This is a genomic window from Corynebacterium renale, from assembly GCF_002563965.1.
Classification (GTDB): Bacteria; Actinomycetota; Actinomycetes; order Mycobacteriales; family Mycobacteriaceae; genus Corynebacterium; species Corynebacterium renale.
In genome coordinates this window covers 1,158,010-1,181,301 of sequence record NZ_PDJF01000001.1, presented here as the reverse complement: position 1 = coordinate 1,181,301, position 23,292 = coordinate 1,158,010, and the positions used below count along the sequence as shown (strand labels likewise).

The 23,292-nt window shown below is 60.0% G+C and carries 18 protein-coding genes; 6 read left to right on the top strand and 12 right to left on the bottom strand.

Annotated elements, in window-relative coordinates:
• Nucleotides 1-85 precede the first annotated feature (85 nt).
• A complete protein-coding gene (locus tag ATK06_RS05555; protein ID WP_169916252.1) occupies nucleotides 86-1,666 on the top strand; it encodes a purple acid phosphatase family protein in 1,581 nt (526 codons plus the stop codon).
• Here ATK06_RS05555 and ATK06_RS05550 read toward each other — a convergent pair.
• From ATK06_RS05550 to ATK06_RS05515, 8 genes are all read right to left on the bottom strand, one after another.
• Nucleotides 1,663-2,439 carry an ABC transporter ATP-binding protein gene (locus ATK06_RS05550; RefSeq protein ID WP_231913545.1) on the bottom strand — a complete coding sequence of 259 codons (777 nt, stop codon included), beginning with the start codon at nucleotides 2,437-2,439 and terminating at the stop codon, nucleotides 1,663-1,665. The two genes, ATK06_RS05555 and ATK06_RS05550, sit on opposite strands and share 4 nt — an antisense overlap.
• On the bottom strand, nucleotides 2,439-3,527 hold the full coding sequence (locus ATK06_RS05545) for a FecCD family ABC transporter permease (RefSeq protein WP_048380752.1): 1,089 nt from the start codon (nucleotides 3,525-3,527) through the stop codon (nucleotides 2,439-2,441). Before ATK06_RS05545 ends, ATK06_RS05550 begins: the two co-directional genes overlap by 1 nt.
• Complete coding sequence (locus ATK06_RS05540; RefSeq protein ID WP_048380755.1) at nucleotides 3,524-4,570, bottom strand: FecCD family ABC transporter permease; 1,047 nt, start codon at nucleotides 4,568-4,570, stop codon at nucleotides 3,524-3,526. Before ATK06_RS05540 ends, ATK06_RS05545 begins: the two co-directional genes overlap by 4 nt.
• Before the next feature lie 24 nt (nucleotides 4,571-4,594).
• Complete coding sequence (gene fepB, locus ATK06_RS05535) at nucleotides 4,595-5,647, bottom strand: Fe2+-enterobactin ABC transporter substrate-binding protein (protein ID WP_098388980.1); 1,053 nt, start codon at nucleotides 5,645-5,647, stop codon at nucleotides 4,595-4,597.
• A 181-nt stretch (nucleotides 5,648-5,828) separates the two neighbouring features.
• The gene (gene purL, locus ATK06_RS05530) at nucleotides 5,829-8,123 is read right to left on the bottom strand and encodes a phosphoribosylformylglycinamidine synthase subunit PurL (RefSeq protein ID WP_098388979.1); all 2,295 of its coding nucleotides are present in this window, start codon (nucleotides 8,121-8,123) and stop codon (nucleotides 5,829-5,831) included.
• Nucleotides 8,124-8,190: 67 nt separating this feature from the next.
• Nucleotides 8,191-8,868 carry a phosphoribosylformylglycinamidine synthase subunit PurQ gene (gene purQ, locus ATK06_RS05525; protein ID WP_048380759.1) on the bottom strand — a complete coding sequence of 226 codons (678 nt, stop codon included), beginning with the start codon at nucleotides 8,866-8,868 and terminating at the stop codon, nucleotides 8,191-8,193.
• Complete coding sequence (gene purS, locus ATK06_RS05520) at nucleotides 8,868-9,113, bottom strand: phosphoribosylformylglycinamidine synthase subunit PurS (protein ID WP_048380761.1); 246 nt, start codon at nucleotides 9,111-9,113, stop codon at nucleotides 8,868-8,870. Before purS ends, purQ begins: the two co-directional genes overlap by 1 nt.
• Before the next feature lie 100 nt (nucleotides 9,114-9,213).
• Nucleotides 9,214-10,470 (bottom strand): ATP-binding protein, encoded by a 1,257-nt coding sequence (locus tag ATK06_RS05515; RefSeq protein ID WP_048381068.1) that lies wholly within the window; start codon nucleotides 10,468-10,470, stop codon nucleotides 9,214-9,216.
• 408 nt (nucleotides 10,471-10,878) lie between these two features.
• Between ATK06_RS05515 and ATK06_RS05510 the strand changes: the two genes are divergently transcribed.
• The 4 genes from ATK06_RS05510 (at nucleotide 10,879) to ATK06_RS05495 (ending at nucleotide 14,575) form a co-directional block, all read left to right on the top strand.
• Nucleotides 10,879-11,880, top strand: coding sequence for a FecCD family ABC transporter permease (locus ATK06_RS05510; RefSeq protein ID WP_098388978.1), 1,002 nt, complete (start codon nucleotides 10,879-10,881; stop codon nucleotides 11,878-11,880).
• Between the two features lie 41 nt (nucleotides 11,881-11,921).
• Nucleotides 11,922-12,950, top strand: coding sequence for an ABC transporter substrate-binding protein (locus tag ATK06_RS05505; protein WP_048380763.1), 1,029 nt, complete (start codon nucleotides 11,922-11,924; stop codon nucleotides 12,948-12,950).
• A complete protein-coding gene (locus ATK06_RS05500) occupies nucleotides 12,950-13,762 on the top strand; it encodes an ABC transporter ATP-binding protein (protein ID WP_098388977.1) in 813 nt (270 codons plus the stop codon). The genes ATK06_RS05505 and ATK06_RS05500 overlap by 1 nt, the downstream gene beginning before the upstream one ends.
• Nucleotides 13,763-13,837: 75 nt before the next feature.
• Nucleotides 13,838-14,575 (top strand): class I SAM-dependent methyltransferase, encoded by a 738-nt coding sequence (locus ATK06_RS05495; protein WP_053072831.1) that lies wholly within the window; start codon nucleotides 13,838-13,840, stop codon nucleotides 14,573-14,575.
• A gap of 47 nt (nucleotides 14,576-14,622) precedes the next feature.
• On the opposite strand, the gene ATK06_RS05490 is transcribed toward ATK06_RS05495, so the two are convergent.
• Nucleotides 14,623-16,764 (bottom strand): S9 family peptidase, encoded by a 2,142-nt coding sequence (locus ATK06_RS05490; RefSeq protein ID WP_048380770.1) that lies wholly within the window; start codon nucleotides 16,762-16,764, stop codon nucleotides 14,623-14,625.
• 106 nt (nucleotides 16,765-16,870) lie between these two features.
• Here ATK06_RS05490 and ATK06_RS05485 point away from each other — a divergent pair, with 106 nt between their 5' ends.
• Entirely contained in the window at nucleotides 16,871-18,814 is a 1,944-nt protein-coding gene (locus tag ATK06_RS05485) for an MMPL family transporter (RefSeq protein ID WP_231913547.1), read from the top strand.
• Here the strand turns inward: ATK06_RS05485 and ATK06_RS05480 are convergent.
• The 3 genes from ATK06_RS05480 to ATK06_RS05470 are packed head-to-tail and all read right to left on the bottom strand — an operon-like array spanning nucleotide 18,771 to nucleotide 22,645.
• Nucleotides 18,771-19,733 (bottom strand): LacI family DNA-binding transcriptional regulator, encoded by a 963-nt coding sequence (locus ATK06_RS05480; RefSeq protein ID WP_048380772.1) that lies wholly within the window; start codon nucleotides 19,731-19,733, stop codon nucleotides 18,771-18,773. The two genes, ATK06_RS05485 and ATK06_RS05480, sit on opposite strands and share 44 nt — an antisense overlap.
• A gap of 25 nt (nucleotides 19,734-19,758) precedes the next feature.
• Nucleotides 19,759-21,252: a DASS family sodium-coupled anion symporter gene (locus ATK06_RS05475; protein WP_098388975.1), complete on the bottom strand. Its 1,494-nt coding sequence runs from the start codon at nucleotides 21,250-21,252 to the stop codon at nucleotides 19,759-19,761.
• A 34-nt stretch (nucleotides 21,253-21,286) separates the two neighbouring features.
• Complete coding sequence (locus ATK06_RS05470; protein ID WP_083986097.1) at nucleotides 21,287-22,645, bottom strand: class-II fumarase/aspartase family protein; 1,359 nt, start codon at nucleotides 22,643-22,645, stop codon at nucleotides 21,287-21,289.
• Between the last annotated feature and the right edge of the window lie 647 nt (nucleotides 22,646-23,292).

Below are 23,292 nucleotides of genomic sequence, written 5' to 3'. Positions count from 1 at the left end.
GGGAAGCAACTCTTTGAATAAAATTCATACGCCGTTAACCAGCACTTTCATGCGCTGTAAGGGGGCTCTGGTGGGATTCTGGACTATGACTATTGCATCACCTAAACCTCGTTTTCGTAGTGTGCGGCGGGCGGCGTTGGTTGCCGTTGTGGCGTCGTCGGTAGCTTTAACCCAGTCCACGGTGGCGGTTGCGCAATCGGCGCCCGTCAGCCGCATTGTGCTGGGAATCGGGGCGGACGAGACTGAGGCTAATGTGGCGTGGCAGTCGCGCACCTCGGGCCCACAGTACCTGGAGTACTGGCCCTCCGATAATCCAGGCTCGGTCACCACCGTTGCCGCAACGCAGGGCGCGTACAACGCTGCCGTGTTCTACCCGCAGGAAGCCACCATGACGGGGCTGTCCGCGAATACGTCCTACACGTACCGCATCACCGACGGCCAGGGGGCGACCTCGGGCGAGTTCACGTTTACCACCGGTGACTTTGATGATTCCTGGAACTTCCTGGCGCTTGCCGACGCCCAGATTGGCGTGGGCACGCGGGTAGCAGAACAAACCGCCAACTGGGACAAGGCCCTCGAAACTGCAACCGCTGAACACCCGGATGCTTCCTTCATCATGCATTTAGGCGACCAGGTCGAAGGGTGGGGCGACCCGCTGGCCCAGTACGAAGGTTTCCTCTCCCCCGACGAGGTCCGCTCGAAACGCCTGGGCGTGCTCAAAGGCAACCATGAGACGTACGGGGTGACCCCGCACAAGCACTTCGAGGATGCTTTCTTCCTGCCGAACGAACAAGACAATTCCGCGAACTACTACTTCGAATACAACAATGTCCTGTTCATCGGCCTGGACTCTAACCGCAACACCAGCGCAGATATCGCGCAGCACATCGAATACGTCAACGACGTCACCAGCCAACACGGCGCGAAAGCCGACTGGATCATTGTTGGTTTCCACCACGCCCTGTTTTCCCAGGGCACTCACTACACCGACGCAGAAGTTGTCCGCCTGCGCGATGAACTTGCCCCAGCGCTTTCGGCGGCCGGCGTTGACCTGGTCCTCAACGGGCACGACCACATTTACACCCGCACCCACCTCATGGAGGGCACCACACCCGTCACCTCGGCTGAACCCGCACAGGCCGGCGACGTCCTCCACCCCACTGACGGCCAGGTCCTGTACGTCACCTCCACGACTGCCGGCGGCGGGAAGTACTACGATTTCCAGGGCAACGACGGCCAGACCTACCCCCGCATCCGCGAGGAACGCGCCCGGGACCTCGCGCACCCCTCGACCGCGCGGTGGCGTCAGGATTACAACCCGGATTTCACGAACGTTGAGGTCACCGCGGACTCACTCACACTGACGACGTACAACGTGAACACCCCATACGTGGTGGATAAAGTCACGATCTCCAAGGGCAACACTAAGGTCGAGGAGCCTGGCAAGCAGGAGAAACCCGACACACCGAAGCCGCCGGTGCAGCCAGATGAGCAGCCAGACGACGCTGGCGAGGCCCCCGACGCCGAGCCTGGCAGCTCCGAAGGCGGCCTTGCTGCGGTGGCAGGTCTAGGCGTGGTGGGTGTGCTCCTGGCGCTCATCATCTGGGGCGTTCAGAATAACGGCCCTAACCTAGCCGCCTGGCTGCGGAATCACCTGCCGTTCTAACGTGGCAACACTAAGGGACCGCCACTGACAGGATCCTTGACCACGATGGCGTCCAAGCTGAACACTTCGCGAAGGAGTTCCTCGGTGAGGACGTCTTCTGGTTTTCCGCTTGCGGCCACAGAGCCCTCTGCATTGAGCAGGATGAGGCGGTCGGAGAACCGGCCCGCCAGGTTGAGATCATGTAATACCATGACTACAGAACGGCCCTGCGTATCGCAGAGTTCACGGACCAAACGTAGCACGTCCACTGAGGTCGCCAGGTCGAGGAAAGTGGTCGGTTCGTCGAGAAGCAATGCGGGAGTGTCTTGGGCGATTGCCATGGCGATCCATACCCGCTGGCGTTGCCCACCGGAAAGGTCTGCGAGCTGCCGACTAGCCAGGTGTCCCACACCCGTGATCTCCATAGCATGATTGACCACGTCACTATCCTGGTCAGACCATTGGGCTAACCAATTCTGATACGGGTGGCGGCCACGAGAAATCAGCTGAGCCACGGTTAATCCACCAGGTGCGACAGGTGACTGCGGGAGCAAGGTCAGTGCGCGAGCTCGTTCTTTGCGGCCCCACTGTTCAAGAGGACGGCCTAAGAATTCGAGGGTGCCGGTATGCCCAAGCAGAGCGCTCATCGCTTTGAGGAGGGTAGATTTCCCGCATCCGTTGGGCCCAATGAGTGTAGTAACTTCTCCGGTTGCGATACAGAGGTTAAGTCGGTCGATGATGGTGGTGTTGCCATACCCCACGCTTAAGTTCCGGGTATTGAACAGGGCGTCCACTAGATCGACTCCAATCGTCGAGTTCGAATAATCATGTACAACAAGAAGGGCGCCCCCACCACGGATGTGACTACGCCGACCGGCAACTCCCACGGTAGAACTACGCGTGCGACTTGATCGGCGATCAGAAGGACACACCCGCCGAGGACGGCCGAAAAAAGTAACGGCGGAGCCGGAGTGTTCGCCAGCATCCGCGCCAGGTGTGGGCAAACAAAAGCGATGAACCCAATCGGCCCTGTGGCAGCTACAGCCACTGCGGTGAGAACGACTGCGGTAAGCAGGTGCACTAGTTGCACCCGGCGGACTCGAAGTCCCAGAACTGTGGCGGTAGTTTCCCCAAGAGTAAGTGCCGCGAGTTGGAACGCAATCCAGCCTGCTGCTGCGACCGCGCACAGAACTACTGCCAGTGGGATCCATAGATGATTAAAGTCACGTCCGTTGAGAGAGCCAGTCAACCACATGCGGGCTGAGGCAGCCCTGTCAAGCTGGGCGTACGCCAGAATCCAGGTTGTTGCCGCTGAGAAGAAGATGGATGCCGCGACTCCGATGAGAACCACGTGGATCATGGAACTTTTCGGCGCCCCGGACACCAACCACACCACCAACGCGGTGATTACTGCGCCCAGAATTGCGGCACCGGGTACGCCAACCGTGGACATAAGCCCAGAGGCACTCGCTTCCACAATGCCCCCAGTTCCTGCTCCAGCAAAGATGATGGTGCTGGCCGCTGCCAAGGACGCACCCTGCGTGATACCTAGGATGTCCGGACTGGCCAAGGCGTTGCGGGCCACGTTCTGGGTCAGAGCACCGGCGTATCCCAGAGCTGCACCTACAACAATTGCTACCAATACTCGGCCCAGGCGCATCTCGAGGACCACGGTGCGCTGGATATGGGTTCCCGATCCGGTGAAGACCGCTGCGACCTGGCCCATGGTCAACGAGTAACTGCCCTGGGTCAGAGCCCACACGGCAACGAGGACTGTAATCACCAAGGTGATAAGGATCCCTACGACGAGGCGGACGTTGAAGGGAACCACACACGCACCTACACGGAGAATGCGCGGTGAATACTGGGCGGTGGTGCTCATATCAATCCTCCTACACGGCCCCGCCGAACGAGGACTACGAACACTGGCACGCCGCACAGCGCGAGGACAGCGCCCATGGGAAGCTCACTGGGCGCTACGAGTACCCGGCCCAGAATGTCGGCGGTGAGGGTAAAGAATCCGCCGACCAGCATGGACAGCGGGATAAGGGCGCGATAATCATGACCCGTTATAACTCGCGCCATGTGCGGTGCAGCCAGCCCGACAAAGCTGACGGGACCTGCTGCTACGACGGCTGCTGCAGAAAGGACCGCGATCACAATAACTCCGCAAATACGGTAGGCCTGAACCGGAGCCCCTAGGCTATGAGCAGTCTCTTCACCAAGTGCCAGGATATTCATTGCCGGCCCCAGCAGACAGGCGGCGATCCCTCCTACGATGCACAACGGAAGAGCAGCGCGCACAACGCTAAAATCTCGGCCTGCCACGGAGCCAGTGGCCCAGGTACGAAGCGCGTCCAGCACGCTGTCATCGGTAATGACAAGTGCGTTCACAATAGCCATGAGCAGTGCCGAAAGCGCCATACCCGACAAGATGAAGGCCAGAGGGCTAGAACCCGTGGGCCCTGCAGTCGCCAGGACGAACACTAGTGCTGTCACGGCCACCGCCCCGATGAGCGCAGGCACCACAAAATCGGTGGCAGTAGACACCGCCCCCAAGGAAATGCCTCCAGCGATGGCGACTGCGGCACCTGCAGCTATGCCCAAAATGCCCGGTTCCGCCAGCGGATTACGGGTAAAACCCTGGATGAGAGCACCGGCTGCCCCCAAAGCAACACCAGCGATGAGCGCAAGAAAGGTACGCGGAATGCGGTGTGTACCCAACAAGATGGTGATGTGATCGCCTTCAGCACCCGTGAGTTCAGCTGCGCCGGTGGCGTAGCGGAGGCCACCTATCAACCCAGGGAAGATTTCCCCTGGACTAGTGGCGCGAGCACCAACGACCATGCTCACTGCGCAAGCAAGAATAAGAAGGGAGGCAATGACCACAACGATTGCTAATCGACGTAGCCATCGCCCCCACATACATGAATGTGAAAGACTCACCGTTTAAAAAGTTTCTACCAAGTGATCCACCAGAGCCTGAGCGCTAATGGCATCAATACGGAAGAATTCGCCGTCTAGGCCGTAGACACGGTCGTTAGCCACAGCCGGCGCCTGAGCTAGGGCTGGGTTAGAGCGTACCTGCTGTTCAGCAGGTTCCTTACCGCCTAAGTTCAGAACGAATACGGATTGGCCTTCCAACGCCAGTGGAATGTTCTCAGGGTTCACGCCCTTGATATCACCGCGGTCGGTCCCCTGCGCGGTCTTGCCCACTAGCTCATCCTTAGGCAGTGCAAGTTCGACACCCAGGTCGGTAAAAATGCGACCCTGAGCAGACTCTTCGGTGAAGAAGTTCATGCCAGTATCTTTGCTTAGGGAAACGATGTTCACGGGCCCTTCGATGTTGAGCTTGCCCTTGGCATCAGCAACAGACTTTTCATAGTTTGCGATGATCTGGTCGGCCGCGTCGTCCAAACCAGTGGCGTGAGCGACTTCCTTTGTGGTCTCTTCCCACGACTGGTCGGAGTAGTCCACGACCTGGACAGGCACAAGCGCTGCAAGCTGATCATAGATGTCAGAACCCTTGTCTTGCCCCACGTTCGACATGATCACCAGATCTGGCTCCAGCGCTAAAACTGCCTCTGCGTCCAGGTTGCCTGCGGTGTGCGTGGAAGTGATGCCACGTTCCTTAGCGGTGTCAGCCCACCAGGTACCAAAGCCGGTTTCGTCATCGAACATCGGCGCCTTGGGGTTACCTCCGCCGGATCCGACCACGGGAGCGTCGAGAGCCACCAAAGCACCGGTCAAGGTGACAGAAACAGAAACGATGCGCTCCGGTTTCTTCTCGATCGTGATTTCTTTGGCGTTGCCCTGACCATCAAGTGTCTCGATGGTGCGCGGGAAAGCGGCTTCCTTCGCAGACTCCTTACCGGCCTCTGCCGACCCTGCTGTCGACTGCTCCACGCTTGCTTCATCAGAGGACGAACACGCAGCCACGCTGAGGGCAGTCGCTGCTGCCAACGCGCCAGCGAAAACCCGGGCAGAAATAGTGTGAGACATCAGTAGCTCCTTTAATACTAAAACCTGAAAAGCCTTGCCTTACTGTGGAAAGGCTTGCCTAATTCTAGAAAAGGTCTTAGCTTTACCCCCTAAAAGAGGTCAACCGTACTGTAAGAGCACAAGAAAAAGCTGGAGGGGATCGAAAAGATTCCCTCCAGCTTGCTACCAGGTTTACGTTTCTTTACTGGGTGTGCGTTACCCCGAAGAGGCCTGGCAGCGTGCCCTCCCATGCGGCGTGCAGCTCATCAAGGTCTAAGGTGACCTTCTGCTCACCGTGGTTGATGGCAATGTCGCGGCCTTCGGTGGTGGCACCGATGCGGGTCGCTGGGACTCCTGCCTTAGCGGCGGCAGCCAACAGCGCATCCACGTGGTCGGCGGTCACAGCAACGACCACACGCGATGCAGACTCGGAAGCCAGGGCGGTCCACAGATTCTCGTGGACTTCGCTGACATCGAGTTCGACACCACGGCCGGATCGGAACGCCATCTCCAGGACACCCTGGATCAGGCCCCCCTCGGAGAGGTCGTGAGCTGCGGTGACCTGGATGCCGGATGCGAAGAATGCACCAAGTGCTTCCTCATCTGCCAGATCCACCTGTGGTGGGAGGCCCTGCAACGGCGTGCCGGAAATCTCCTGCCAAATCGAACCGCCGAAGTCGGCGTCCGTCTTACCCAGGACGAAGAGGACCTCGGGTTCTTCGACACTACCCAGGTCGTGGCCGTGCGCCTTGGCGACGTCGTCCATGACGCCTAGAACACCGACGACTGGGGTTGGAAGAATCGCCTGGTCACCCGTCTGGTTGTAGAAGGAGACGTTGCCTCCGGACACGGGGATGGTCAGCTCGAGGGAGCCGTCGGCAAGCCCATGCACGGCCTCGCGGAACTGCCACATCACGTCCGGATCCTCTGGGGAGCCGAAGTTCAGGCAGTTGGTCACTGCAACCGGGCTGCCACCACTGACGACGACGTTGCGGTACGCCTCCGCCAGCGCCAAGCGTGCGCCCATGTTGGGATCCAGGTAGGTGTAGCGGCCCGACGCATCTGCGGACACGGCGACGCCGCGGCCGGTGGTTTCGTCGATACGCAGCACACCAGCGTCCGAGTTCTTCGCCTTGACCGTGTTGCCACGGACGTAGCGGTCGTACTGTTCGGTGATGTACGCACGCGAGCACAGTGCCGGGCTGGCGGTCAGGCGGGTGATAGCGTCTGCGATCTCAGCCGGTTCGGAAGGCAGTGGCACCCCACCTTCGCGGCCAGGTTCTTGCAGCTTGTCCTGCCAATCTGGGCGCGCCCACGGGCGGTCGTAGACGGGGGCGTCGTCGGCGATGGTGTTCGCCGGGGCGTCGAAGACGACTTCACCCTGGTGCTTGATCACCAGGTTTTCGCCCTCCACGACTTCGCCGATAACGGCGCAGGTGACGTCCCAGTGCGCGCAAATTTCCTTGAAACGATCCACATCCTCAGGGCGCACAACCGCACACATGCGCTCCTGGGATTCCGAAGCCAAGATCTCAGCCGCAGTCATGTTTTCCGCGCGCAGTGGCACGTTATCCAGGTTGACTTCCATGCCGCCGTCACCGGATGCCGCCAGCTCAGAGGTAGCACACGCCAAGCCAGCGCCACCCAAGTCCTGGATGCCCACGACCACACCAGCGTGGTAGAGGTCCAGGCAGCATTCAATAAGGACCTTCTCCGCGAAGGGGTCGCCCACCTGAACAGCCGGAAGCTTGCGTTCCGCGCCCTCAGCGAAAGTATCCGAAGCCAGAACGGAAACGCCACCAATGCCGTCGAGGCCGGTACGGGAACCGAACAGGATCACCTTGTTGCCGCGGCCAGAGGCGAATGCAAGTTTCAGGTCATCGGACTTCAAAGTACCCACACACAGCGCATTGACCAGCGGGTTACCTGCGTAAGATTCGTCGAAGACGGTCTCGCCGCCAATGTTCGGCAGGCCCAGGCAGTTGCCGTAGTGGGAAATGCCGTCGACGACGCCGGGCAGCACACGCTGGGTGTCCGGGGCGTCGGCGGGACCGAAACGCAGCTGGTCCATCACAGCAATCGGGCGCGCACCCATCGCCATGATGTCGCGGACAATGCCGCCCACGCCGGTCGCCGCACCCTGGTGAGGCTCAATGTACGACGGGTGGTTATGGGACTCCACGCGGAAAGTCACGGCGTTGCCGTCTCCCACGTCGACCACGCCCGCGTTCTCGCCGATACCGGCCAGAATCTTGGACGCCATTTCCTCCGTGGTGGTCTCACCGAAGTAGCGCAGGTGCACCTTCGACGACTTGTAGGAGCAGTGCTCCGACCACATGACGGAGTACACCGTCAGTTCAGCGTCGGTGGGGCGGCGGCCCAGGATTTCTTTGATGTGAGCATATTCTTCGTCGCGAAGCCCGAGCGCAGCGTACGGCTGCTCCTTGTCTGGGGTCTCCAGTGCCTCTGCGACGGTGTCGTTATGCACGTGTGTCACTTACGTTCTCCTCGTATGCACGGTGCTCACGGCGGGTAAAAATAAAAAGCCCACCGCGGCTAAACAATTAGGCGGTGGTGGACAGCAGGTGAAGGGCGGAAGCAAACAGCCCCAAACCATCCGTCGATGGGCCAGTCAAAGTGTCAATCGCGTGCTCTGGGTGCGGCATAAGCCCCACAACACGGCCATTCTCACTGGTCACGCCAGCGATACCGTTGATGGAACCGTTGAAGTTATCCGTGTAGCGGAAGACCACACGGCCTTCCTTTTCCAGCGCCTCAATGGTTTCGGCATCTGCCTGGAAGCGGCCCTCACCGTGCTTCGCCGGGATGAAGATCTTCTGGCCAGCTTCGAACTGGTTGGTCCACGCGGTTTCCGCGTTTTCTACCTCAAGGTACGTATCCACGCAGTGGAAGTTCAGACCCTGGTTACGGGTCAATGCGCCGGGCAGGAGGCGGGCTTCCGTCAAGATCTGGAAACCGTTGCAGATACCCAGGACGGGCATGCCCTTCTTGGCAGCGTCGATCACGGACTGCATGACGGGTGCCAGCGCGGAAATTGCGCCGGTACGCAGGTAGTCGCCGTAGGAGAATCCACCAGGTACGACCACTGCGTCGACGCCGCGGAGGTCTTCGTCAGCGTGCCACAGGGACACCACTTCTGCTCCGGCGCGGGCGGCTGCGCGGGAAGCGTCGACGTCGTCAAGCGTCCCGGGGAACGTGATTACCCCAATCTTTGCGGACACTAGGCGCCCTCGCCTTCAACGACGATGTCAAAATCTTCAATCACAGTATTAGCAAGCAGCTCGCGGCTGAGCTTTTCGACGTCTGCGTCACTGAGAGTTCCGTCATGGGTAATTTCAAAACGCTTCCCCTGGCGAACGTCAGTAACACCAGTGATTCCGATACGGCCAAGTGCACGCTGCACGGCCTGACCCTGCGGGTCCAGAATCTCTGGTTTCGGCATGACATGGACAACGATTCGGGCCATAAGACTTCCCATTCTTGTAAGGCTATTCGGACCAATATGATGCGGAACTCATCCTAGCGTCAAAGGTTCACCCCGACCTAGTTTTCACCCCCGACAGCTCCTAGATGCGACGATACCTTGTTGCCGGACCAGCACCCATACGCTTGATGGCACCGACTTCAATCAACGAATTTAGCGCACGAATCGTGGCATCACGGCTCAGGCCTGTGTAATTTTGTACATCGCTTCGGCTACTTTCGCCGTCTTCCAAAGCCCGCAAAACTGACAGCTCTTCCGCAGACACTTCGTTAGCTTCTGTTACCACGGGGAGCGTGACCGTGATTGATACATTGCCAATCTCAAAAACCGGCTGTTTTACTGAATTGCGGTAAGCATGTTTAATCCGGACAATCCCGGTGCCGAATTTTTCTATATATCCGAGGCGGAAAAAGAGGCCAGCTATGACCACATTCCTGGGCAACGACAAGTGGCCACGTAGATATTCTTCCTCCGTAATCCCCGGAGGAAGGCCACCGGGAGATGTTATTTCTATCCGGTCGGGGAACATCGCGATTCGAATATGGCTTGGCACATCCCACTGACGGTGCACAAGAGCATTAGCGACGGCCTCGCGGAAGGCTTCGGTCGGAATAGAAGCGACTATGCGGCGCTGTGTACCGTCGATAAGCTCATAGTGATAGGTCTGCTGCATGATCTCAACCGCAGCATGCAGCTGCAAAATTAACGACGTTCCAGCGAGATTGTGGCGTGCCCGGATCTCATTAATGCTTTTCCCAAATACAGCAATATCGATGCCAGGAAAATCATTATGGTCAGCCATGAGCGCAGCAGCGTTTGTGTATTCTCCCGTGGGTGTCATCAGTTCCAGAGTTTTGAGAACATCAGGATCGAAATCTTTAACACCGAGGACATGCTGCACTTTTTCGCCGAGCGCATCAAAAGTTAAAGAACTAACGTCTCCCCGATAAACAAGCCCGTCAAATGTCTGATTACTGCCCTGCAGAATGAGCCTACCTAAATCCAACCGATCTACTGCAACAGTCGACGAGTCAGCCCTACGGTACGCCTGACGACGGTACAAATATGGGGTAAACGGACCCCGTTCCACTGTTAATGTCACCGTTGCGTCCTCCCCGATATCGATACTGTACGGGGGAATCGGATCGAGGGTGGTGTTTATTTTGTTCTCGATAAGCAGAGCATCGGCTTGTGGATCCGCTAACCCGACGCGGACGCCGTCATCAGTTATGCCGAAGAGTACTTGTCCTCCACTACCGTTTGCGAAAGCACTCACAGTCTTAAGGAATGAATCTGAAACTTGTTGCTTAAATTCTAGGTTGCACGTTTCACGCCACATACGACGATTATAGCCAATCGTCGTAATCGTCGCGCGACGATTACGCGAATCGTCGCGATCGTCGCACGACGATTCCTGGCGATTCCCTTTTAGACCAACGCGGCACGCTGCGGGCCCCCCTGCGTGGGCGGACTGGTTGGAATTCTGTTCGCTATCGGCGGTCTGGCTGCCCTGTTGGCGCCAATCGTGAAGCAGCTCATGCCACAGATTGCGCGGCTGATACCCGGGCTGTAAAAAGCTATAAATCCCCAACCTGGGAGCGGGTTTACCCCGCTTCCAGGTTATTTTTATGCCCAATTGACCTTTTGACAATGAGCCTCTAATCTCAAGTACGTGATTGAAAGTAGGCAGAAGACAAGCGATGACATTCTCGGTTTCCGCCATCATCGTCGTATAGCAACGATATGGATGGTGGGCCTTTTCCTTGCCCTTATTGCGACGCTGACAATCAACATCGGCGTAGGTTCCGTCCCGGTGAGCGCTGGCGAAACGTGGAATATCATTTCCCACCACGTATTTGGCACGGAACTGACGGTGGAATCCCTGAAAGACACCATCGTATGGGACATCCGCGCCCCACGCGCGATCCTTGGCCTTTTCGTAGGTGCCGGCCTGTCGATCGCGGGCGCCATCCTGCAGACTTTGGTGCGCAACATGCTCGCCGACCCGTACATCATCGGCATTAACGGTGGCGCCTCCACCGGCGCGGCCCTGGCGATCCTCTTCGGAGCGGGCGCAGCCTTCGGTGATTACGCCCTGCAAGGTTCCGCTTTCCTCGGCGCACTAGCCGCGTCCTTCCTGCTCTACGCGGTAGCACGCTCGCAGGGCCGCCTCACCTCGATCCGCCTGCTCATGGCCGGCGTGGCCATCGGCTACGCCCTGTCCGCAGTCACCTCGTTCCTCATCTTCGCCTCCGACGACGCCGAAGGCTCCCGTTCCGTCATGTTCTGGCTGCTCGGCTCCCTCGGCTTAGCCAAGTGGGACGGCGCCCTGCTGGTGTGCGTCATCACGGTCCTCGTGTGCCTGGCCATCGCTATTGTGTGGGGCCGCAACCTAGACGCTTTAGGCATTGGCGACGAAACCGCCCTCACCGCAGGCATCAACCCGGAACGGTTCCGCGCCCTCATGCTCGTTCTCTCATGTTTGCTCGTCGGCGCGCTCGTCGCCATGGCGGGTTCCATCAGCTTCGTCGGCTTGGTCATCCCCCACCTGGCACGCCGCGCAGTCGGCGGCTCGCACCGCACCATGTTGCCCGTTGCTGCACTGCTCGGCGCGGTTCTCCTCATGTGGGCTGACGTCGGAGCGCGCACACTATTAGCGCCACGCGAGCTGTCGATCGGCATCATCACTGCCCTGGTTGGCGCCCCATTCCTGTTGATCTTGGTGCGCAAGATGCGCGCCACTGGATAATTTCATAGTTTCGCCCGAGTCCCACAAAGAAAGGACGCCCCATGTCCCTCCATCGCCGCGGCCTGGCGCTCATCGCCGCCGCTACCCTGTCCCTCTCGCTTGCAGCGTGCTCGGATTCTTCCGAGTCCACGAATGCGAGCTCCACGACGGCGTCGTCAAGCAGTGCAGCTGCTAGCGACGGCAAGCAAATCACCTTCCAGAACTGCGGCCATGACTACGCCCTGGACTCCGTTCCAGAGAAGGTTATGCTGGTTAACCGCGCGGGCGTTGTTCCGACCCTCAACGCAGTGGGCGGGCTGGACAACGTGCACATGCTTGCTGGCGCGTTCCCTGATGAGTACTTCACCGACGAGGTCAACGCGAAGCTTGCCGGCATCAAGAACCTGACCCAAAAGCTTGACGGTGGCGGCCACCTGCAGATCTCCAAGGAAGAGGTCGTGGGCACCGGTTCCGACTTCATCATCGGCTACGCCGGCAACGTGGACTACAACGCCATGGAAGGCACCGGCGTCCCCATCATCGAGGAGCCAGGCTTCTGTGGCGCGCTCAAGGGCGACGCTTCGTGGGATGCCGTCTGGGATCACATCAACTTCTACGGCAACCTCTTCCAGGCTGATGAGCAGGCCACGAAGTACATCGAGGAAACCAAGGAACGCCTGGCCAAGGCTGAAGAGAAGAAGCCGGGCGAAGGCCTCAAGGTTGCCGTGCTCTACCCATCGACCGACGGTTCCGTGAACTACGCGTACGGCACCGGCTCCATGTCCCACCCGATCGTTGAGTCCGCTGGCATGGAGAACGTCTTCGGCGACGTCAAGGACCGCGTCTTCGAGGTCACCGCTGAGGAAATCATCGCCCGCAACCCTGACGTGATCATTTCCCTCTACTCCGCCGGCGGCGAGGAGAACAAGCAGCAGGCTATCGACGGCGTCAAGGCCATCACCGGTATCAACGAAACCACCGCCGGCAAAGAGGGCGCAATCCTCCCAATGCTGCTGTACTTCGCTGAGCCACCATCAGGCCTGTCCATCGACGGTCTGGAAATGGTCAACGAATACCTGGAGAACCGCTAGTGATTGAAGGCACCGGCATCACATTCACGCGCGGTTCGCGCACCATCCTCGAAGACGTGAACATCACGATCAAGGATGGGCGCACCATGGGCCTCGTCGGGCCGAACGGCTCCGGCAAGACCACCCTTCTGCGCTGCCTCTTCGGTTCACTGCACCCCGATTCTGGTCAGGTGCTTATCGACGGCACCCCGCTGAAAGACCTGGACAAGAAAACACTGGCGCACAAGTTGTCCGTGGTGACCCAGGAACACGAATCGGACATGCCTGTCAGCATCGCCGAACTGGTCATGCTCGGCCGCCTTCCCTACCTGGGGTTGACGGGTCGGCCGACGGAAGAAGATGAGGAGATCGTTGATCAGTCGCTCCGCGATGTCGGTGCCATCCACCTGGCTACCCGGGACTTTTCCCAACTCTCCGGCGGCGAGAAGCAGCGTTCCCTGATTGCGCGTGGCCTGACCCAGCAGGCGCAACACATCCTGCTGGATGAGCCGACGAACCACCTGGACATCCGCTTCCAGTACGACATCATGGACCTCATCGCCCACCTTCCCGGCGCGGCGGTTGTGGTCTTGCACGACCTCAACCTGGCCGCCCGCTACTGCGACGACCTGATGGTCTTCCACGACGGCAAGGTGGTCATCGAGGGCCCGACCTCCGACGTGCTGGTCCCAGAAGTGCTCGAGCCGGTATACCGCCTCCCTGTGGAGCGCATTGATACTGGTGACGGCTTCATTTTGACGTTCCGGAAAGCTGATGAGGAGTTCCTGGCGAACCTTCCGGAGGTACGCTACCACCAACACTTATCGGTTTAATTGACCGTTTGAGAATTAGCCCCTATACTCACTCGAAAGATTGATTATCATTTTCGAATGTATAGGGGCTTTTCTATGTCGAAAACTCAAGCAGTCCTCGATGCCTACTGGTCGCAGCGCGCCAAGGCCTACCACGACCACCACGTCATCTCAGAGCGCGCAACCGCAGACCGTAAACTCTGGACCGAGATTTTCGCCCGCCTCATCCCCGGCCACGAGCTGGACATCCTCGACGTAGGAACAGGCCCCGGCTACGTAGCACACATCCTCGCGGACTTAGGCCACACGGTTATCGGCCTAGACGGCGCGCCCGGTATGATTCGCCAAGCCGAGGCGGAGGCCGCACATCGCGCCAGCCACGGCGCTCCGAAGGCCACATTCGCGCGCGCGGACGTCACGGAAATCTCAGCCGACTTAGGCACCTTCGATGTGGTAACTAGCCGTTACCTGCTATGGACGCTGCGGAATCCGGAGGTTGCCGCACGTGCCTGGAAGCAGGTGCTGCGCCCCGGCGGCCTGGTTGTTGCCGCGGACGCGAACTGGTACACCGACGGCATCCCGCAGGACATTGAGGTCGAGTGCGAAGAATCCCCGGATTCCTTTGTCAAGGCGTATGACGATTCGGTCATGGCCGACCTCCCGCTAGCTACTGCCTCCTCGCCCGAGGAGTACGCAGATGTCTTCCGCGCCGCTGGTTTCAGCGATGTGGAGATCCACTGGCTGCCGGAGGTCCAGGAATTGGACCGCGAGTTCGGCCTGGCACCGGGGCATGATTCGAAGCCGAACTTCGCGATTACTGCGGTGAACCGTTAAGCACCCGCCCCGCAAGCCCGCGCACCCCTGCGCGGGCTTTCTGCGTTTTAGCGGCGAGCCTTGCGCCCGTTCGTCGCAGTATCCAGGGTCCACGCGTATTCCAGCGCGGTTTGTTCCCACTTGGCGTAGCGGCCAGACACACCGCCGTGGCCGGCGGCCATCTCGGTCTTGAGCAGGACGTGGCCCTGGGCCGTGGCGCGCAGGCGCGCCACCCATTTGGCGGGTTCGACGTAGAGCACACGGGTGTCGTTAATCGAGGTAATCGCGAAGATGTCCGGGTATTCCTTGTCCTCCACATTCTCGTACGCGGAGTAGGAGGCCATGTATTCGTAGACGCGCGGGTCATGCAGCGGGTCGCCCCACTCTTCCCACTCCCCGATGGTCAGCGGCAATTCGGGCATGAGCATTGAGGTCAGGGAATCCACGAAGGGCACGACGGCCTGGATACCGGCGAACTTCTCAGGCGCCATATTCGCCACCGCGCCAACTAACATGCCGCCGGCCGAACCACCTTCGGCGACCATGTGCTCGTAGCTGGTCAAGCCTTGCTCCACGAGGTGGTCGGCGACGGCAATGAAGTCGGTGAATGTGTTCTTCTTTTCGAGCATCTTGCCGTGGTCGTACCAGCCACGGCCCATCTCACCGCCGCCACGGACGTGGGCGATCGCAAAGATCATGCCGCGGTCAAGGAGGGACAGGCGCGCGATGGAAAAGCCGGGGTCGACAGAGGACTCGTACGCTCCATACCCGTAGAGCAAAGTGGGGCTCGGGGTGGAGGTGTCCAGGTCTGCTCGGTGGATGACGGAGACCGGGATTTCGGTGCCGTCGTCGGCAGTGGCCCAGAGCCGGTACGCGGTGTACTCGGAGGCGTCGTACCCGCCGAGCACCTGCTGCTCCTTGAGTAAGGTGCGTTCACCGGTGGCTACGTTGTAGTCAAAAATCTGGGCGGGCTGGGTAAAGGAAACATAGCTCAAGCGCAGGGTTGGGGATTCCCATTCCGGGGTGCCGCCCAGCGACATGGAGTAGAGCTCCTCGTCGAAGGCGATCTCGGTGAAGCGGCCCCACCCGTCGCCCAAACGTATGACGGAATTACGCGGAATACCGCCAGCGCGGTAGTCCAAAACCATGAAGTTGCTGTAGGTGTCCACGCCCTCGATGCGCACCTGTTCGTCGTGAGTTACCAGTTCGGGCGCGTCAGTGAGCGCGGGCAGGTCCGCGCCGGTCACCGCCGGGGTATGCGCCACGGCGAAGTTCGGGCCGGTGGCGTTGTGCGTGACAATCCAGGTGTCTTCGCCTGCGACGATGGCGTGGTCGATGTCGTATTCCACGCCGGATTCGCGCTGCCAGAGCACGTCAAATTCACCGGTCGGGTCATCCGCGAGGAGGACGCGGACCTCGGAGGTAATCTTTGAACCCGACTCGATGAACAGGTACTTCTGGCTGCGGGACTTGCCCACCCCCACGGAGAACAGCGCGTCCTCTTCCCGGTAGACCAGCTGGTCCTCGGATTGTGCGGTGCCCACCTTGTGGCGCCAGATCGCGTCGGGGCGCCAGGCGTCATCGACGGTGGAGTAGAAGATGTAGTCATCCCCTGCCCAGGTTGCCCCGTAAAAGATGCCTTCCAGGCGGTCGTCGAGAAGCTCACCGGTGGCCAGGTCTTTGATGACCAGGTCGAAGCGTTCGTCGCCGGCGGTGTCCGTGGAGTAGGCGAGGTAGCGGTAGGAGCCGGACAGTGAGTTTGCGCCGAGCGAGAAGAATTCGTGGCCTGCGGCGAGCTCATTCAAATCCAGCAGAATCTCCTCGCCGGACATCGCACCCTCTTCGGGAACCTCGGGCGGAAGCCACGGGTTCGCGGCGGTTGGGTCGGCGGCAACGCGGCACGAGAGCGGATAATCTTGCCCTTCGACCGTGCGGGCGTAGTACCAATAATCGCCGATGCGCGACGGCACGGACATATCGGTCTGCTGAGTTCGGGACTTAATCTCCTGGTAAATCTGGCCTTTCAGCTCCCCAAGGTGCGCGGTTTCCTGTTCCATGTAGGCGTTTTCAGCCTCGAGGTAGGCGACGGTTTCCGGGGAGTCTTTCTGCCGTAGCCACTCGTAATCGTCCACGAAATCGTGGCCATGATGGCTGCGCACCACGGGGTGAATGGGCGCGACGGGCGGGGTCAGCGGAGTCTGTGAATTCATAACCCACGATGGTAGCCGGAACCCCAGACACCGACCCAAGCATTCGAAAATTGCACTTAGTGCAAAACGCGCGTACTTTTGAAGAACACTTGTGAAAGGACCATCCGTGAATTCTAAAACGATGTCACAAATGCGCTGGGTATCGCTGGTACTCATCGGATTAGCCGTGGCACTTATGTCCATCGGCCCGAAGGAAGCTGAGCAATCGGCCACCGCAATGCTTGCCGACGGCACCGACTCCGCCACCGTCGCGGAACTGAAAGCTCAGGCCGAAGCCCAAACCGGCGAGGACGCCGGCCAATCGGCCATCGTCTTCTTCTCCGGGGTATCGCCTGAAACCCTACCCGGGCTCGGGCGCATCGCCGAAGACCTTGGCGGTCCCCTGATCCCGAACGAGGACGCAACCTCAGCAATCGTGCCTGTCCAGATTGAGTCCGAGTCGCTGACCGGCAACCTGGACAAGGTCGAAGAACTGCGCGCCGACGTCTCCGACGCCGCCCCTGAAGGCGTCACTGCCCAGGTCACCGGACCGGCGGCCATCGAAGCCGACCTATCCGGCGTGTTCTCCGGGGCGAACTTCAAGCTGCTGGCGGTCACGGGCATCATCGTGGCAATCCTGCTTATCGCAACCTACCGCTCCCCCATCCTGTGGATTATCCCGCTGCTGGTCATCGGTATCGCTGACCGTTTGGTCGCCACGGTATTCACGTGGGTCCTCGAGCCTCTGGGCATGCATTGGAACGAGTCCACCGCTGGCATTCTTTCCGTGCTGGTGTTCGGCGCCGGCACCAACTACGCCTTGCTCCTGATTTCCCGCTACCGCGACGAACTCCATCTCACCGAGAATCGCTTCGAGGCCATGGCACGCGCGTGGAAACCCACGGTCACCACGATTCTGGCGTCCGCGGCCACCGTGGTCATCGGCGTGCTCTGCCTGTTGGCGTCACTTACGCCAACGACCCGCGCGCTTGGCGCAGCCGCCGCGATTGGCGTGACCATCGCGTTCCTCTTCGGTGCCTTCGTCTCGCCTGGCGTGCTAGTGATTTTTGGCCGCTGGGTATTCTGGCCCAAGCGCCCACAGGTTGGCGAAAAGACTGAACACAAGGTATTCGATGCGGTCGGCCGGACCGTCGAGAAGCATCCAAAGGCCATTACGGTCGGGGCGCTCGCTGCGCTGGGCGTGATGTGCTTGGGCGCGCTGCAGATTTCCACCGGGCTGACGCAGTCGGACCAGTTCATCGAGAAGCCCGAATCCATCACAGCAGCTCAGGAACTATCTGAGGCCTTCCCGAACATGTCCGCAACACCTGCGACCGTGACCGCGGAGCCCGGCGCGCGCGAGGCCCTCGAGGCCGGCGGGTATTCGGTCACCGAAGCCGACGGTTTCCTCACCGTCTCCGGCGGCACGACCGAGGAACTGCGCCAGACCCTAGAGGGCACGGGCGCGCTGGTCGGCGGCCCGGACGCGGAGTTGTACGACACGGAGCAGGCCGCAGAGCGCGACCGCGCGATTATCTTCCCGCTCGTCCTGATTCTGGTGTTTGTCGCCCTGATCGCGCTGCTGCGCAGCCTGGTTGCTCCGCTGATTATGGTGGCATCCGTGCTGCTCACCAACGTTGCTGCCCTGGGTGTGGGGTGGTGGGTCTCCCACTACCTGCTGGGCTTCGAACGCTTCGATTCCACCACCCCGCTCTATGCTTTCGTCTTCTTGGTGGCGTTGGGCATCGACTACACGATCTTCCTGGTCACCCGCACCCGCGAGGCCGCCACCACGGAGGGAACCCGCCAGGCGATCTTAACCAGCTTGTCGACGACCGGCTCCGTCATCACCTCCGCCGGCATCCTGCTCGCGGCAGTCTTCGCGGCGCTCGGTGTGCTGCCGCTCGTGGTGCTTGCGCAGATTGGCGTGATCATTTGCCTCGGCGTGCTGTTGGACACGTTGATTGTGCGCACGCTTGTGGTGCCGTCGGTGGTCCAGTTGCTCGGGGAGAAGTTCTGGTGGCCGGCTAAAGTTGATCCAGTGAGCCACGATCAACGTAGTGTGGCATAAGTTCCTGTAGTTCTGGGGTGTCGCGGCCGTCGAAAAGCGCAAGAAGCGTATCGACGGCCGCGCGCCCCATTTCTTTATGCGGGGGAAGCACAGCACTCATGCCGACCATGGAATACCACTCGGGGTCGTCGTAACCAACGACGCGAATATCGTCCGGCCAGTTGAGACCTTGCTCGCGCAGTTGCACCACGGCGCCAGCCATGAGGCGTGGCGAGCAGACGATGAGCAGGTCTGGCACGCCTTCGGCGCAGGCCTGCGCGGTGAGGTTGTAGCCGGATTCGGAGGAATACGTGCCGCTTAAGACGGTGAGTTCGGCGCCGGTGTCCGCGGCGGATTCGCGAAGCCCCTGGACACGGTTGCGCGTGGTGCTTAAACCGGGGTCGCCGACGATGGCGGTCACGCGCATGCCGGGGCGGAAGAAGCGCTTGCCTAGGGCGGCGAAGCCGGCGTGGTCGTTGCTGATGACGGCCGGGATTCCGGGCACCTGCGCGCGGTTGAGCTGGACCGCCGGCACCTGGGAGACGGGTTCCACCCCGGAGACTGGGACAGTAATAATGCCGGCCACCCGGTGGTCCAGCAGGGTCTGCACGGCCCGGTCCTGGGCGTGAGCGTCCGGGGCTGCGATGACCAGCATCTGATAGCCAGCCTCTGCCAGGCGGTCCTGGATGACCTGCGTGGCGTCGGAGTAGAACTCGTTGATCAGGTCGGGAAGAATCACGCCGACGAGGTTCGTGCGGTCCTCGCGCAGCGCCTTAGCCAGGTAATTCGGCCGGTAATTGAGCTTGTGGGCCGCGTCGAGGACCTTCTGTTTAGTCTCTGGAGACACGTACCCCTTCCCAGTGAGCGCGCGTGAAGCTGTGCCGTAGCCGACGCCAGCGGCTTCGGCGACGTCGCGAAGGGAAGGGGTTGTGGGAGCCATGCCGGTAAATCTTAGTTCAGGTGGTTTACCAGAAGCCGATGAGCTTCATCCACATGCCACCAATCACAATCCAGATGGTCAGGCTGACCATGCCGGCAATGGCTGCGGTGCGCCACCACTCGCCCACCGTGATGTACTTCATGCCGAACAGTGTCGGGGATGCACCACCGGCGTACTGCGTCAGCGAGGTGAAGATGTTCGAGGTGTACGCCAGGACCAGGGCCGCCATCAGTGGCGGTGCGCCCAGGGCGATTGCAGCACCCAGGAAGGCCACGTACATTGCGGAGATGTGCGCCGTCGCGGACGCGAACAGGTAATGGCTGAAGAAGTAGATGATCACCAGCAGCACCAGTGCTAAGACCCAGTTCATGCCGCCAAGGCCGTCAGCGATAGCCTGGGAGATCCAGCCGATGAAACCGTATTGGGACAACGCTGTTGCCATCATGTAGAGGACTGCGAACCACACCATGGTGTCCCACGCAGCTTTCTCGCTGATGACGTCTTCCCACGTCAGAACGTTGGTGACCAGCAGGATAATCACGCCAACGAAGGCGGTCGTCGTCGCAGAGATCCCCAGCACCAGGTCGCCGACCGTCCACAGGAGCAGCAGGACAACGAAGGTTGCGGCCAGCATCTTCTCCCCATAGGTCAGCGGACCGAGATCCTTGACCTGGCGGGCAGCCATCGCCTTAGCCTCCGGGGTCTCCTTCAACTCCGGCGGGTAAATCAGGTAGACCACGTACGGCACGATGATCAAGGCGCACAGCCCAGGAACAATCGCACCCAGGGCCCAGTTCGTCCAGGTAATCTCCACGTCGAACTGACCAGCCAACGAGGCAATGAGCGGGTTACCGGCCATCGCAGTGAGGAACATCGCGCAGGTAATCGCGTTGACCTGGCCCACGTTGAGCGCCAGGAAGGCGCCGGCACGACGCCGGGTTGGTCCGGGTTCAGAGTCGTAAGTCTGGGCAACCGACTTCATAATCGGCGCCATGATGCCACCGCCGCGGGCGGTCGCCGAAGGGATCGCAGGCGAGAGGACGAAGTCAGCCATCGCCAGGCCATACGAGACACCGAGCATCTTGCCACCGACCTTGGACACGAAGTACAAGGCAATACGCCGCCCGAGACCCGTCTTCACGAAGCCACGGGAGATGAGGAAGGCCATGACGATCAGCCAGATGGTGCCGTTACCAAAACCCATCAAGGCGTAGGCACTACCGGGGTCATCCTTCGGTGCGGTCAGCGGGATAATCCCGGTGAGTACACCGATGATCATGAAGATGATGGTGACCGCGCCCATCGGCATGGGCTTGAGAATAATTGCCAGAATCGTGGCAACGAACAGGCCAAACATCCGCCAGGCTTCGTCGGATAGCGCCTCGGGGTGAGGGCTAAACCACAGTGCAGCGAACAGCACGAGGGGGATTCCGAACCGCCAGGCGGATTCTTTCCAGAAGGAAGGCGCAGGCGCGTGCACCCCCTCGAAACGGTTGGTAGTGGGTGCAGCGCTTGACATAGTAATTTTCCTTCAGGTTGAGCGGGGGTGCAGGTTAGCGGGGCATGTCCTTGAAGCGGGCCACAGCTTCCTTGACCATGGCCTGTGCTTCGCCGACGTAGTCAGCAGGCTCGACGAACTTCTCTGGAAGCAGGTCTTCCTTACCGTGTTCCTTCGCGATGATCGGCAGTTCCTCCTGGAAGTGCGTCTTGGTCTCACGGGACTTGGTGGCTGCCTCGTAGACCAAGTCGTGTGCCTTCTCGCGGCCCATCGCAGGGGCCAGCTGAATCATCTGTGCCTCCGCCATGATCAGTCCGCCGTCCAGGTTGAGGTTTTCCTTCATGCGGTCGGTATCCACGCGCATGCCTTCGGCGACGACGATCGCCTCATCCAGCGCAGCACCCGCCAGATTGCCCATGGTTGGGATGAGCAGCCACTCGCCCTGCCACTCGCCAGCCGCCCGCTCGTGGCCAGACTCCTGGATGCGGGTCAAAGCACTGGTCAGGGCGCCCGCGATGGTGGAAATGCCAATCATCAGCTCCGAAGAAATCGGGTTGACCTTCTGCGGCATCGTCGACGATGCGCCGCGGTGCGAGTTGTACGGCTCGAAAACCTCGCCGACCTCAGTGCGGGAGAGATCCACGATGTTGCGGCCCAGCTTTGCGACGGTACCGCACACCGTTGCGCACACCCAGCCATATTCGGCGAGTACATCGCGCTCGACGTGCCAGGAAATCTGCGGATCCTTGAGACCCAGGGCCTCTGCCATGTCCTTGCGGACAGCCGGGGCGGTCTCACCCTGCGCCGCGTTGTTGCCGCCCGCACCGAATAGCGAGATCACGCGCACGCGCTCCAGGGCCTGAGCCAGGCGTTCGCGCTGGCGTCGCAACTGCTCAAGCAGGGTTGCCAGGGTTGCACCGAAGGTCGTGGGGATTGCCTGCTGGGCGTGGGTACGGCCGGGCATGACGGCGTCCTTGTACTCCTCGGCGCGCTGTGCCAGCGCATCCCCCAGGCGAACCATCTGCTTATCGACGGCCTCCAGCGAACGCGTCATCTGCAGAGCAAGGCCAGTGTCCATGATGTCCTGGGTGGTGGCACCGTAGTGAACGCGGCCGTTGGGGCCTTCCGGCAAGGCTTCAGAGATTTGGCGGACCAGGCCCAGGATCGGGTATCCGACGTTCTTGGCGTCCTTCCACAGGCGGTCGCGGTCGATATTGTCCAGGGTGCACGCTGCGGAGATAGCGTCCGCGTCTTCCTGGGTGATGACACCGTGTTTCGCCTGCGCCTGCGCAAGTGCGGATTCAGTGTCCAACCAAGCCTGGATAGATGCATCTGATGAGAAGATGTCCAGCTGGTCATCATTGCCGGCGAACTGCCAGAGCATGGAGAACGGTGCTTTATCGGTAGGGAACATTGCAACTCCTTGGAATGTGGATGGCGTGTGTGGAATCGTTTCCACCTTCACTATGGAATCGTATCCACAAATGGGGCAACGTGCAACTCTCTTCGCACGCAAGAGTCCAATTAGAAATAAAGTTAACCTAGGTTAATTTTATATGCTACACTTAAAGTCACTCACTTCACTCCCTATCTCAAAACCACACCATCAAAAAATGGATATAAGCCACAGGAGATAGAAAGTGCACAAATGTTGGCCACCCCTTGCAGTCCCCGCAATCCTTGCAATCTTAATTTGTACTTCATCGAACGCACATGCCACCGAAACCTCGGCCATGCTCTCGACAAATGCAGCGACAGAAGTTGAGCTTAAACCGGGCGAGAGTGTCCTGTTCCAAAAAGGCGATATAGCCTCCATTGAGCTCATCCAGGACAAACAGGAAAGTCACAAGCAATTGAGAACCACCAGATCAGCGACGGCTCCAAACTGCATTGTTGTGCAAGTGGAAAAAATGTTCATCCAGGTTTATAACAATTGTGGTGGAACAGAACCACAACGCATCAAAGTAGCACTAGCGTTCGCTCCAGACACAGAATGCAAATCTGTACAACCCGGCACTCGCACAAATGTCGGACCCGCGTTAGGACGCATCGATGGAGTCT

What these genes read in the sequence shown, in the direction of transcription:
- ATK06_RS05555 (WP_169916252.1), top strand. Translation starts at nt 86, where the DNA reads ATGACTATTGCATCACCTAAACCTCGTTTTCGTAGTGTGCGGCGGGCG.
- ATK06_RS05545 (WP_048380752.1), bottom strand. Translation starts at nt 3,527, where the DNA reads ATGAGCACCACCGCCCAGTATTCACCGCGCATTCTCCGTGTAGGTGCG.
- ATK06_RS05540 (WP_048380755.1), bottom strand. Translation starts at nt 4,570, where the DNA reads ATGTGGGGGCGATGGCTACGTCGATTAGCAATCGTTGTGGTCATTGCC.
- fepB (WP_098388980.1), bottom strand. Translation starts at nt 5,647, where the DNA reads ATGTCTCACACTATTTCTGCCCGGGTTTTCGCTGGCGCGTTGGCAGCA.
- purS (WP_048380761.1), bottom strand. Translation starts at nt 9,113, where the DNA reads ATGGCCCGAATCGTTGTCCATGTCATGCCGAAACCAGAGATTCTGGAC.
- ATK06_RS05515 (WP_048381068.1), bottom strand. Translation starts at nt 10,470, where the DNA reads ATGTGGCGTGAAACGTGCAACCTAGAATTTAAGCAACAAGTTTCAGAT.
- ATK06_RS05510 (WP_098388978.1), top strand. Translation starts at nt 10,879, where the DNA reads ATGGTGGGCCTTTTCCTTGCCCTTATTGCGACGCTGACAATCAACATC.
- ATK06_RS05505 (WP_048380763.1), top strand. Translation starts at nt 11,922, where the DNA reads ATGTCCCTCCATCGCCGCGGCCTGGCGCTCATCGCCGCCGCTACCCTG.
- ATK06_RS05495 (WP_053072831.1), top strand. Translation starts at nt 13,838, where the DNA reads ATGTCGAAAACTCAAGCAGTCCTCGATGCCTACTGGTCGCAGCGCGCC.
- ATK06_RS05490 (WP_048380770.1), bottom strand. Translation starts at nt 16,764, where the DNA reads ATGAATTCACAGACTCCGCTGACCCCGCCCGTCGCGCCCATTCACCCC.
- ATK06_RS05480 (WP_048380772.1), bottom strand. Translation starts at nt 19,733, where the DNA reads ATGGCTCCCACAACCCCTTCCCTTCGCGACGTCGCCGAAGCCGCTGGC.
- ATK06_RS05475 (WP_098388975.1), bottom strand. Translation starts at nt 21,252, where the DNA reads ATGTCAAGCGCTGCACCCACTACCAACCGTTTCGAGGGGGTGCACGCG.
- ATK06_RS05470 (WP_083986097.1), bottom strand. Translation starts at nt 22,645, where the DNA reads ATGTTCCCTACCGATAAAGCACCGTTCTCCATGCTCTGGCAGTTCGCC.